Origin of the sequence: Mesorhizobium sp. M0802 (assembly GCF_040320115.1) — a bacterium.
In the GTDB taxonomy this organism is placed as follows: Bacteria; Pseudomonadota; Alphaproteobacteria; order Rhizobiales; family Rhizobiaceae; genus Mesorhizobium.
In genome coordinates, this window is record NZ_JAMYOY010000039.1 from 1 (window position 1) to 11,699 (window position 11,699).

At 64.1% G+C, this 11,699-nt stretch carries 11 protein-coding genes; 5 read left to right on the top strand and 6 right to left on the bottom strand.

What is annotated here, in order from left to right; translation table 11 throughout:
- The first annotated feature begins 280 nt into the window (after nt 1–280).
- Both NKI10_RS30210 and NKI10_RS30215 read left to right on the top strand, forming a co-directional pair.
- Nucleotides 281–541: a ribbon-helix-helix domain-containing protein gene (locus NKI10_RS30210; protein WP_023692171.1), complete on the top strand. Its 261-nt coding sequence runs from the start codon at nt 281–283 to the stop codon at nt 539–541.
- Nucleotides 534–845: a type II toxin-antitoxin system RelE/ParE family toxin gene (locus NKI10_RS30215; protein WP_352862555.1), complete on the top strand. Its 312-nt coding sequence runs from the start codon at nt 534–536 to the stop codon at nt 843–845. The genes NKI10_RS30210 and NKI10_RS30215 overlap by 8 nt, the downstream gene beginning before the upstream one ends.
- Nucleotides 846–890: 45 nt before the next feature.
- On the opposite strand, the gene NKI10_RS30220 is transcribed toward NKI10_RS30215, so the two are convergent.
- The 3 genes from NKI10_RS30220 to NKI10_RS30230 all read right to left on the bottom strand — a co-directional run bounded on the left by NKI10_RS30220 (nt 891) and on the right by NKI10_RS30230 (nt 4,571).
- Nucleotides 891–1,943, bottom strand: a complete 1,053-nt coding sequence (locus tag NKI10_RS30220) for a substrate-binding domain-containing protein (RefSeq protein WP_023692173.1) — start codon at nt 1,941–1,943, stop codon at nt 891–893.
- A gap of 46 nt (nt 1,944–1,989) precedes the next feature.
- Complete coding sequence (locus tag NKI10_RS30225; RefSeq protein ID WP_023668572.1) at nt 1,990–2,985, bottom strand: ABC transporter permease; 996 nt, start codon at nt 2,983–2,985, stop codon at nt 1,990–1,992.
- 74 nt (nt 2,986–3,059) lie between these two features.
- The gene (locus tag NKI10_RS30230) at nt 3,060–4,571 is read right to left on the bottom strand and encodes a sugar ABC transporter ATP-binding protein (protein WP_023735628.1); all 1,512 of its coding nucleotides are present in this window, start codon (nt 4,569–4,571) and stop codon (nt 3,060–3,062) included.
- A gap of 137 nt (nt 4,572–4,708) precedes the next feature.
- On the opposite strand from NKI10_RS30230, the gene mtnK reads away from it, so the two are divergent.
- The 3 genes from mtnK (at nt 4,709) to fba (ending at nt 8,454) form a co-directional block, all read left to right on the top strand.
- The gene (gene mtnK / locus NKI10_RS30235) at nt 4,709–5,983 is read left to right on the top strand and encodes an S-methyl-5-thioribose kinase (protein ID WP_023735629.1); all 1,275 of its coding nucleotides are present in this window, start codon (nt 4,709–4,711) and stop codon (nt 5,981–5,983) included.
- Nucleotides 5,980–7,074, top strand: a complete 1,095-nt coding sequence (gene mtnA, locus NKI10_RS30240) for an S-methyl-5-thioribose-1-phosphate isomerase (protein ID WP_352862556.1) — start codon at nt 5,980–5,982, stop codon at nt 7,072–7,074. Before mtnK ends, mtnA begins: the two co-directional genes overlap by 4 nt.
- Before the next feature lie 315 nt (nt 7,075–7,389).
- A complete protein-coding gene (fba, locus tag NKI10_RS30245; protein WP_023749737.1) occupies nt 7,390–8,454 on the top strand; it encodes a class II fructose-bisphosphate aldolase in 1,065 nt (354 codons plus the stop codon).
- A 205-nt stretch (nt 8,455–8,659) separates the two neighbouring features.
- Here the strand turns inward: fba and NKI10_RS30250 are convergent, their stop codons facing one another.
- The 3 genes from NKI10_RS30250 to NKI10_RS30260 all read right to left on the bottom strand — a co-directional run bounded on the left by NKI10_RS30250 (nt 8,660) and on the right by NKI10_RS30260 (nt 11,542).
- Nucleotides 8,660–9,679: an isopenicillin N synthase family dioxygenase gene (locus tag NKI10_RS30250; RefSeq protein WP_352862557.1), complete on the bottom strand. Its 1,020-nt coding sequence runs from the start codon at nt 9,677–9,679 to the stop codon at nt 8,660–8,662.
- Between the two features lie 137 nt (nt 9,680–9,816).
- Nucleotides 9,817–10,473: a methionine ABC transporter permease gene (locus NKI10_RS30255; protein ID WP_352862558.1), complete on the bottom strand. Its 657-nt coding sequence runs from the start codon at nt 10,471–10,473 to the stop codon at nt 9,817–9,819.
- Entirely contained in the window at nt 10,454–11,542 is a 1,089-nt protein-coding gene (locus NKI10_RS30260; protein ID WP_352862559.1) for a methionine ABC transporter ATP-binding protein, read from the bottom strand. Before NKI10_RS30260 ends, NKI10_RS30255 begins: the two co-directional genes overlap by 20 nt.
- Nucleotides 11,543–11,699: the final 157 nt, after the last annotated feature.

Below are 11,699 nucleotides of genomic sequence, written 5' to 3' on the forward strand. Positions count from 1 at the left end.
CGCGGGAATCAGGTGACGTGAACAATCACCAGCCTGCCATGACCGCCCCCTCTCAGCGAATTTGCAGAACTCTCAGCACACTACCCTGGCGATCCCCGCCAAGGGTGCGCCGCACGACCTGCCTGCCATCGAATATGGTGTTCCGGTACTGCACGCCTGCATGGCGAGGACGGCGCGGTGGCTGGTGCGAGTCGGGCGGTCATGATGCAGGGGCAGATTCCTCACAGATATTGTTAGACCTTGTTGGATGCATTATAATGTGGGTATGAAAAACGAACCTATGCGCACCCTCACCATATCCCTCACCGCGCAGCAGATAGCTCGCCTGCAAAGCGCTATCGAAGGTGGCGGTTATGCTTCCAACAGCGAGATTGTCCGCGACGCCCTGCGCTTATGGGAGCAGCGCGAGGAATTGCGCACGCTCGAACTCCAGCACTTGAAGCGGGCCTATGCCGACGGGATGGGCAGCGGCAAGCCAGTGGCTGTCGACCCCACCGAGTTCATCGGCAGCCTGAAGGCAGAACGCCGCGCCCGTGGCTAGCTATAGGCTCACACCGCGCGCTTCGCAGGATTTGCGAGACATCTGGCACACCATCGCCGCCGACAATGAAAAGGCAGCAGACAGACTGTTGATGCGCATTTTCGAAAGACTGGAGCTGGCGGCGCAGCACCCCAAGATGGGCAGCGCACGGCCCGAGTTAAGCGCAACGGCCCGCGTGCTCGTCGAAGGCCGCTATATCATCATCTACGAGCCGCAGCCCGATGGTGTTATCGCTGTGGCGATTGTCCACGGGATGCGCGATCCAGACCATTGGTGTAGGCCGGCAGGCTTACGATCAATATGAAAAGAGCGGCCCATGCCGCCCTTCGCATCTATCAGATGTCCGATCCTACTTCGCGTTCGGGTTCGGCATCCAGGCCGGCATGGCGACATCGGCATGGGCGAATTGCGGCAGCTTGGCCGACAGGTCCTCCATGTTCTTGATGTCCTTGTCGATCAGGTCCTTCTGGGTGATCAGCGTCGGCGGCACGATGACGTTGTGGCCGGGATCTTCACCGGCGAGCAGCTGCGCCAGCGCGCGCACCGAGACCTGGCCGACGACGGCAGGGTTGGTGGCGGCGGTGGCGGCCCAGGCGCTGTCGGTCTCGCGCATGGCCGCGATGTCCGAGGTAGAGATGTCGGCGGAGTAGATCTTGATCTTCTTGTTCAGCCCCGCCTCGTCGACGGCGATCTTCACACCCTTGGCGAACTCGTCATAGGGCGCGAACATCACATTGATGTCGGGATGCGCCTGCAGCACCGAGCGCGCCTGGTTGGCGACCGAGTTGGCGATCGGGTTGTCGAGCGTGCCGAACATCGCGACTTCCTTGATGCCGGCATGTTTCTTCTTCACGTCGACCCAGGTCTCGTTGCGGCGGTCGAGCGGCGCGATGCCGGCGACATAGACATAGCCGGCGTTCCAGCTCTCGCCATTGTCCTTGACCGCCTGCTCGAGCGCCAGGCGCGCAAGGTCCTTGTCGGACTGTTCGATCTGCGGGATCTTGGGGTTTTCGACATTGACGTCGAAGGCGACGACCTTGATGCCGGCATCGACCGCGCGCTGGGCGGCGTCCTTCATCGATTCCGTTAGGCCGTGCTGGATGATGATGCCCTGCACGCCGAGTGCGATGGCCTGGTCGACCATGTCGGATTGAAGGGCGGCGTCCTGGCGGCTGTCGAGCACGCGCAGATCGATGCCGAGCGCCTTGGACTGGGACTCGACGCCCGAGAGATAGGCCTGGAAGAAATCGCCGGTCGAGAGATAGCGCACCAGCGCGATCTTGACGCCGGGCTTGTCGAACGGCGCCGGCTTGTCGGCGGCAAAGGCCGGGACCTGCATCAGCATTGTTGCGCCGGCCAATCCGAGCGCGACCTTCCCCAAAAGTCGTCTTGTGATGTTCACGTTCTTTCCTCCGTTTGTTGAACCCAAAACTGTCCCGGCAGCCATTCTATCTCCTGCCCCGGCCGGAAAGGGCGAAGGTAAAGACAAGGGCGACGACGAGAACCACGCCCTTGACGAAATCCTGCGTGTAGTAAGGCGCGTTCATCATCGTCAGGCCTTGCAGCAGGATGCCGACGAACAGCGCGCCGATGGCGGTGCCGAAGGCGTTCGGCTTGGCGGCGCCGAGCACCGCGTAGCCGATCAGCGCCGCGGCAACCGCATCGAGCAGCAGATTATTACCCGACGCGATGTCACCGCGTCCAAGCCGTGCGGCCAGCAAAATCCCGCCGATCGAGGCAAAAACTCCTGAAATGACGTAGGCCCAGATTTTGTATGCCTTGACAGGCGCGCCGGCGAGTTCGGCGGCCCGTTCATTGCTGCCCACGGCATACATCATGCGGCCGAAGCGTGTGTATTCGAGGAAGAACCAGATCAGCACGGCGAGCACGATCAGCACGACCACCGAGACCGGAATGAGGTTCGGGATGAAGAAGTCGAAGCGGTGGCGGCCGAGCGCCAGGAAGGCGTCGGAGAATTTGCCGTTGGCGACCGAGCCGTCCGGCATTGTCATACCGGTGGCGATGGAGCGTCCTTCAGTCGGGATGCGCTGGAGGCCGACGAGCAGGAACATCATGCCGAGCGTCGCCAGCAGATCGGGCACGCGCATATAGACGATCAGCCAGCCATTGATGAGGCCGACAAGGGCGCCGATGAGCAGGCAGATGAGGACAGCGACGACAACGTTCTGCTCCAGCACCACCATGACATAGGCAGCCGCCATCATGGCCGATGTGGCAACCGAGCCGATCGAGAGATCGAAGCCGCCGACAACCAGTGTGGCGGTGACGCCCAGCGCCAGCACGCCGGTGATGGCGACCGACTGGAAAATGAAGACGGCACTTTGCGGCGAGACGAACCCGTCGGCGGCGATGGCGAAATACGCGATCAGCCCGAACAGAAGCACGATGAACCCGTAGCGGATAGCGTAATCGCGCAGCGTCATTCAGCGCCCGCCGTCAATACCCAACTCAAACCCGTGCACTCCATTCCAACCCTCAGTTCTTCAATCATCGTGGCTCAGGCCGCACTGTGCAACGGCCCGCCCGCGACTTCGGCCAGCAGACGGTCGAGATCGACATCGGCGTTGCGGTGTTCGCCGACGATGGTCTGCTCGGACATCACCAATATGCGATCGGCCGTCTCCAGTGCCTCGTCGAGTTCGGTGACGAACAGCAGCGTGGCGCGGCCATTGGCGCTTGCCCTCAGCTTGGCGGCGATGTCGCGCCTGGCGGAGATATCGACGCCCTGGAACGGTTCGTCGAGAATGAACAATCGGGCGTCCTGCGCCATCCAGCGGGCCACCATCACCTTCTGCTGGTTGCCGCCCGACAGAGTGGTCATCTCGTCCTTCTCCGAGCGGCAGACGATGCCGAGATCCTCGATCTGCCGGCGGGCAATAGTGCGTTCAAGGCCGCGTTTGAGAACTGAAAAGCGCGACATGCGCTTGTGGAAGGGCAGGCTGATGTTTTCCTGGATGTTGAAGCCGCCGACGATGCCGTTTTCGCCACGGTCCTTGGCGACCAGAAACACGCCGGCGGCGATGGCTTCGCCGGTCGACGCGGGCGCATAGGGCTTGCCATATAAAGTCATCGTACCGGACAGCGGCTTGCGCAAGCCGAACAGCGTCTCGGCGAGCGCGGTCTTGCCGACGCCAACGAGGCCGGTGATGGCAACGACCTCGCCGTCGCCGAGCGTCAGCGAGAATGGCCGGGCACCAGGGGCGATGCGCAAGGCATCGACGGTCAGGATCGGCTTGGCAGAACTCCTGGCTTCGATGCGGTCAAGATGGATCTTGCGGCCGAGCATGGCGTTAACGGCGCCCTCATAGTCGAGAGGCTCGCTGTCGAAGACGCCTGAGATGACGCCATCGCGCATCGAGACGATGCGGTCGGCAAGCCGCCTGATATCCGACATGCGGTGCGAGATGTAGAGGATGGCGACGCCTTGCTCGCGCAGCCGGTCGAGCAGGGCGAACAGCCGGTCCGCCTCGGCGCTGGACAGTGAGGAGGTCGGCTCGTCGAGGATCAGCACTTTCGGCTGGTGCGCCATGGCGCGCGCGATGGCCACCATCTGGCGATCGGCCAGCGACAGATCGCTGATGCGGGCCTTGAGGTCGATGGCGAGCCCCATGCGGTCGGCCACCGCTTTGGCTTCGCGGCGCACCCGGCCGGGGTTGAACAGCAGCGGCGCGCCCTTGCCGCTCAACCTATCCAGCGTCAGATTGGTGGCGACATCGAGATCGGCGACGACGCCGTCATTGATGTTTTGATGCACGGTGACGACGCCTGCGCGGATCGCCTCGGCCGGCGTGTTCGGCGCGAAATCATGACCGGCCAGGTGCATGGTGCCGCCGGCATGGTCGTAGACGCCGCTGATAATTTTCACGAGGGTGGACTTACCGGCGCCATTGGCGCCCATCAGCACGGTGATCTCACCGGCATGCAGTTCGAGCGAGACGCCGCCAAGCACCTCGATATGGCCGAAGGACTTCCTCAGCCCGTCCACGCGGAACACGGCATCATTGCCCATTCGTTTCCTCCCTGACCATGACGCTATGGGCTACGTCATCAATTGTCAACTCGATTGACAATTGCCAGTCAGCTTCCTAGCTTGGCCTCACCGCCATCGCTCCACTATGATTGAGCGAGCAAGCGGGAGGGTGAGGAATGACTGCGAAATTGCCGTTCGAAGCACTGTCGGTGGAGACGCTTGCAACGCGCCTCGGCACGAACGAAGCGCTGTGCGCAAAAATCGGCCCCGATACCGGTGCCTGGAAGGTGCGCGAGGTCGGCGACGGCAATCTCAACCTCGTCTTCATCGTCGAGGGCGTGTCGGGTGCGGCCGTGGTCAAGCAGGCCCTGCCCTATGTTCGCCTCGTCGGCGACAGCTGGCCGTTGCCGCTCAAACGCTCCTTCTTCGAGTATCACGCGCTGACGCGGCAAGAGGCGCGCGCGCCGGGTTCGGTGCCGGCGATCCTCCATTTCGACGAAGCCCAGGCGCTGATCATCATGGAATATCTGGCGCCGCCGCACATCATCCTGCGCCGTGCCCTGATCGGCGGCCGCGAGTTGCCAAATATCGCCCGCGACATCGGCCTGTTCATGGCCCGCACTTTGTTCCGCGGCTCCGATCTCTCCATGCCGACCAAGGACCGCAAGGCCGACCTGGCGCTGTTCGCCGACAATGTCGAGCTCTGCGGCATCACCGAAGACCTGGTGTTTTCCGATCCCTATTTCGACGCCAAGCTGAACCGGCACACCTCGCCGCAGCTCGACGGCCTGGTCGCCGAGCTGCGCGCCGACCGCGACCTCAAGGTCGAGGCGCAGCGGCTGAAGCATATCTTCGCCGCCAACGCCGAGACGCTGCTGCATGGCGACCTGCATTCGGGCTCGATCATGGTCACCGACACCGAGACGCGGATGATCGATCCGGAATTCGCCTTCTACGGTCCGATGGCCTTCGACGTCGGCATGCTGCTCGCCAATTTCTGGATGTCCTACTTCTCGCAGCGCGGCCATGAACACAAGGGCAAGCGTGACGCCATGCGTGCCTATCTGCTCGGGGTGACCAATGACACCTGGACGGTGTTCCGCGCCGAGTTCTCGCATCTATGGCGCACCGAGCGCACCGGCATGCTTTACCAGAAGAGCCTGTTCGAGGATCAGGGCGACATTCTCGCCTCGGAGCAGGCGCTCGACCATGTGCTGCACCAGATCTGGACCGACCTCTTGGGCTTTGCCGGCATCGAGGTGCACCGGCGCATCCTCGGCCTCGCCCACAATGCCGATTTCGAGACCATCGAGGACGAGGATCTGCGGGCCTCCTGCGAGGCCAAGGCGCTGAAATTCGGCCGTCACATCGCCGTCAACCGGCGCCAGATTCACGGCATGGACGAGGTTAATAATCTGGCCGCTTTGATCGAACGGGAGAGCAGGATTTGAACGTCGGCGAGCGCCACTACCGCACCATCTGGCTGAGCGACGACCAGCGTTCGGTCGAGATCATCGACCAGCGCTGGCTGCCGCACGAGTTCCGGGTCGAGATGATCGGGAGCGTTGCCGGCATCGCCACCGCGATCCGCGACATGTGGGTTCGTGGCGCGCCGCTGATCGGCGTCACCGCGGCCTACGGCGTCGCCATCCAGATGGCGGACGATCCGTCTGACGAAGCGCTCGACGCGGTCTGGGAGACGCTGCACAAGACGCGGCCGACTGCGATCAATCTACGCTGGGCACTGGACGAGATGCGGCGGTTCCTCAGGCCGATCGTATTGGGACAGCGCGCGGAGGCGGCCTATAAGCGCGCCGCGGAAATCGCCGACGAGGATGTCGATCTCAATCGCGCCATCGGCGAGAACGGGCTTGCCATCATCAAGGAGATCGCGGCACGCAAGAAGCCGGGCGAGCCGGTCAACATCCTCACCCATTGCAACGCCGGTTGGCTGGCGACGGTCGATTACGGCACCGCCACGTCGCCGATCTATCTCGCCGTCGAGGCCGGCATTCCGGTCCATGTCTATGTCGACGAGACGCGCCCGCGCAACCAGGGCGCCCAGCTGACCGCCTGGGAGATGGCCGGCCACGGCGTGCCGCACACGCTGATCGTCGACAATGCCGGCGGCCATCTGATGCAGCGTGGCGCGGTCGACATGGTGATCGTGGGCACCGACCGCACCACGGCCAATGGCGACGTCTGCAACAAGATCGGCACCTATCTCAAGGCGCTCGCCGCCTCCGATAATGAGGTGCCCTTCTACGTCGCTCTGCCCTCGCCGACCATCGACTGGACGGTGGGTGATGGCCTCACCGAAATCCCGATCGAGGAACGCTCCGGTGACGAGGTGTCGCTGGTCTGGGGCAAGACGGCGGACGGCAAGATCGCGCAGGTTCGGGTTTCGCCCGAAGCGACGCCGGCGGCCAATCCGGCGTTCGATGTGACGCCGGCACGGCTGGTGACGGGGCTGATCACCGAGCGCGGTGTGGCAAAGGCTTCGCGCGAAGGGTTGAAGGCGATGTTCCCCGAACGCGGATAATCTCCCCCCTTGAGGGGAGATGTCGCCAAAGGCGACAGAGGGGGTCGGCGCGTCCTGACGCGCCCTCCCAGCAGCGACAGATGATGCTAGCGCTCCAGTCGAACCGACCCCCTCTGGCCTGCCGGCCATCTCCCCCTCAATGGGGGAGATTAGCGCCTCACCGGCTGGCTACCGGATTTCAGCCCTGCAACAAGAATTGCGGCCTCGATGGCCGCTGACGGTTGCGGTTCTGGCGAAATCCGGCCAGAAGCATCTAGGCCGGCAATCGGCCGGCCCGCGACGTTGCGCTTGAAACCAGATACGGGAGACTATTGGGTGGCTCGCATAACACTGAGACAATTGCTCGATCACGCCGCCGAGTACGGCTACGGCGTACCCGCTTTCAACATGAACAATATGGAACAGGGCCTCGCCATCATGGAGGCGGCCGAGGAGACCAAGTCGCCGGTCATCCTGCAGGCAAGCCGCGGCGCCCGCGCCTACGCCAATGATGTGGTGCTGGCCAAGCTGATCGACGCGCTGGTCGAAATCCACCCCGACATCCCGGTCTGCATGCATCTCGACCATGGCAACAACGAAGCCACCTGCGTCACCGCCATCCAGTACGGCTTCACCTCGGTGATGATGGACGGCTCGCTGAAAGAGGACGGCAAGACGCCGGCCGACTATGCCTACAATTCCGGAATCACCCGGCGCGTCGTCGACATGGCGCATTGGGGCGGCGTGTCGGTGGAAGGCGAGATCGGTGTGCTCGGTTCGCTTGAGAGCGGCGGCGGCGAGCAGGAAGACGGCCACGGCGTCGAAGGCGCCATCAGCCACGACCAGCTCTTGACCGACCCAGTGCAGGCGGTCGAATTCGTCAAGGACACCCATGTCGATGCGCTGGCTGTCGCCATGGGCACCAGCCACGGCGCCTACAAATTCTCGCGCAAGCCGGACGGCGCGGTGCTGGCGATGAACGTCATCGAGGAAATCCACCGCCGCCTGCCCAACATGCATCTGGTGATGCACGGCTCGTCCTCGGTGCCCGAGGACTTGCAGGAAATCATCAATAGATATGGCGGCCAGATGAAGCCGACCTGGGGCGTGCCGGTGGAAGAGATCCAGCGCGGCATCAAGCACGGCGTGCGTAAGATCAACATCGACACCGACAACCGCATGGCGCTGACCGGCGCCATCCGCAAGGTGCTTACCGAAAACCCGTCGGAGTTCGATCCGCGCAAATATTTGACGCCGGCCATGGCTGCGATGCGCAAGCTGTGCAAGGAGCGCTTCGAGCAGTTCGGCACCGCCGGCAACGCGCAGAAGATCAAGCCGCTGCCGGTGGCCGAGATGGCCAAGCGCTACAAGTCGGGGAGCCTTGATCCGAAGTTTGGCTAGGGCTCTTAATGGATAAAAAAGGCCGGGCGCGAAAGCGGCCCGGCCAAAAGAAGGTCAAGAACCTTCAGAGGGGAACACCGTCCAGCGGAATGGGAGGAAACCGCCGGACGATAATTCCTATATGCGCGCATTCGCTGCGGTTGGCGACGAACGGCTTTCTAAAACAACGTAGGATTCAGAAATTTCGTGCTCGTCTTCGAAGATTTCAGCCGGCTGAGGCGCCGGTTTCCAGGAGATCGGCGTAGTGCCGGCGCGCCACGTCGGGATGCGAGCGCAGGCGGCTCTTCAGCACATTGGTGCCGACATTGCGAAACAGCGGGTTGTCGGGATCGCTGGCCGGCCCCCGCGCCTCGGCCGCCAGATCCTCGGGCAGGTCGAGCAGCGGAATCGTGGCGTCGAGCCGGGCGCTGAAGAAGAACGGGACCGAGACGCGCTCGACGCCGGCCGGCGGTGTCACCACACGGTGGACTGTCGCCCGGAGATAGCCGTTCGACGCCAGTTCGAGCAGTTCGCCGATGTTGACCACCAGCGTGTCGGGCAGCGGATCGACGTCGACCCAGGCGCCGTCATATTCGACCTGCAGCCCCTTGTTCTCGTCCTGCAGCAGAAGCGTCAGGAAACCGCCATCCTTGTGCGCGCCGACGCCCTGGTTGTCGCCGGTGGCGTCGCGGCCGGGGTAGCGCACGATCTTCATGCGATGGTTGGGCTCGGCCCGGTAGATCGGATCGAAGGCGTCCTCGGCCTGGTCGAGCGACAAAGCGAAGGCCCTAAGCAGCCGGATCGCCACCGCGGTCGCCTTGGCCTGCCATGCGAGCAGCGCCGGCTTCAGCTCGGGCAGCGTGGCCGGCCACTGGTTGGGCCCTTGCAGCCGCGTCCAGGCGGGCACGCCGGGGCCTTGTTCGATGGCCGGGCGTTCGACGCCGATGTCGAGCTGTTCGCGCCAGTCGGCCTTGCCTTTGGTCAGCTCGCCGCCGGCGCGCGTGTAGCCGCGGAACTGCGAGGACTTGACCATTTCAATTGCCAGTTTGTCGGCTTCCGGCAGGGCAAAGAAGCGGCGCGACGCGTCGAGCACTTCTGCGGTATCCGCAGCCGATATGCCGTGGCCGGTCAAATAGAAGAAGCCGACATCGCGCGCGGCCGTGCGCAGGTCGAAGAGAAACGTTCGCCGTTCCGAAGCGCCCTGCTCGAGGCGGCCGAGATCAAGCACGGGTACGATCCTGGGCATGGTCAAGCTCCTTGTTCCGCTGTCACGGTGGCACGCAGGCCGGCCCGATCAAAGCAACGCGCAATCCAATCTCGGCGCCGATAGAGAAAGCCGGCGCTGCGTTTGGCAGCCTGCCGGCAAATAACGTTCGTGGCCGCTCATCCGCGCCGGTCCAGCCTGGCGACCAGCCGGTCGCCGACCCACTGGATGCCGCAAACGAGGATGATCAGCACAAAGACCACGGCGACCATGACGCTGGTCTCAAAACGCTGGTAGCCATAGCGGATGGCGAGGTCGCCGAGCCCGCCGGCACCGATGGCGCCGGCCATGGCCGAAGCACCGATCAGCGTTACCAGCGTCACCGTGAAACCGGCGACGATGCCGGGCAAAGCTTCGGGCACCAGCACCTCGCGGATGATGGTCCAGCGGTTGCCGCCCATGGCGCGCGCCGCCTCGATCAGGCCGCGATCGACCTCGCGCAGCGACACTTCGGCGATGCGGGCATAGTAGGGCGTCGCCGCAATCGACAACGGCACGATTGCCGCCCAGGTGCCGATCGAGGTGCCGACGATCAGCCGCGTCACCGGGATCAGCGCCACCAGAAGGATGATGAAAGGCACCGAGCGGAAGCCGTTGATGACGGCGCCGAGCGCGCGGTTCACCCACAGGCTTTCGGCAATGCCGCCGCGCTCGGTGGCAATCAATGCCAGGCCGAGCGGCAGCCCGAAGACGAGCGAGATGAGGCCCGATGCCGCCGTCATCAGGACCGTCTCCCAGATCGAACGCAGCAGAAGTTCAAACAGAACCGGCGACATGGCCAAGCACCTCCACCCGCGCGTCGCGGGCCTTCAGGAATGCGATCACTTTCGACAGATGTTTCGGATCGTTGCCCGCGACCGCAAGGAACAGCGTGCCGACCGGCTGCTGCTGGACATGGTCGATGCCACCATGGACGAGGCGGAAAGGCCCCGGCACCGCCACCGCAAGATCGGACAGCAGCGGACCGCGCGCGGCCTCACCTGCGACGTCGACCCTGAGGATGAGCTCGGCGCCGCCTCCGGGAGCAAGCCGGTTGGCAATCTCGGCCGGCAGTTGCGGGCGGATGCCGCCGAGCAGGCTCCTGGTGATTTCGGAACGCGGCTCGGCAAAGACCGACCACACCGGGCCTTGTTCGACGATGCGCCCGGCATCGATCACCGCGACGCGGTCGGCGATCGAGCGGATCACCTCCATCTCGTGGGTGATGAGCAGGATGGTGAGGCCGAGCTGCCGGTTGATGTCTTTCAGCAAGGCCAGGATGGAGCGCGTCGTCTCCGGATCGAGCGCTGAGGTCGCCTCGTCGGACAGCAGCAGCGCCGGCCGCGCGGCCAGCGCCCTGGCGATGCCGACGCGCTGCTTCTGGCCGCCCGACAGCGAGGACGGATAGGCCTTCGCCTTCTCCGACAGGCCGACGAGGTCGAGCAATTCGGCGGCGCGCGCCAGCCGTTCGGCCTTTGGGCGGCCCTCGATCTTCAGCGGCAGCGCGACATTGTCCTCCACGGTCTTGGCCGACAGCAGATTGAAGTGCTGGAAGATCATGCCGATGCGACGCCGCAGCGGCTGCAATTCACGCTCGCCGAGCCGGCCGATCTCGCGGCCCTCGATGAAGACGTCGCCGGAGTCCGGCCGCTCCAACCCGTTGAGGCAGCGGATCAGCGTCGACTTGCCGGCGCCGCTGCGGCCGATGATGCCGAGGATCTCGCCCTTGCGCACCGTCAGCGAGACGCCGTCGAGCGCAGGCGTCGCGCCGAAGCGGCGCTTGAGGTCGACCAGGCGTACGACATCTTCCTGCCCGGCCGATATATTGACCGGACCGGATGCTTCGGCCGTGACGTGCTGGTTCATCTCACTGTCCGTTTCGACGCTCGACAAATGCGACGGGGGCCCCCCCCACACCAGGGCCCCGCGTCAGCTCCACCCCCCGCCCAAAAAAAATCGGCGCGCACCGGGGCCGACTTTTCACGTGTGCAAACCGGCAATTGACGGAACGGGTGGTTGGTCG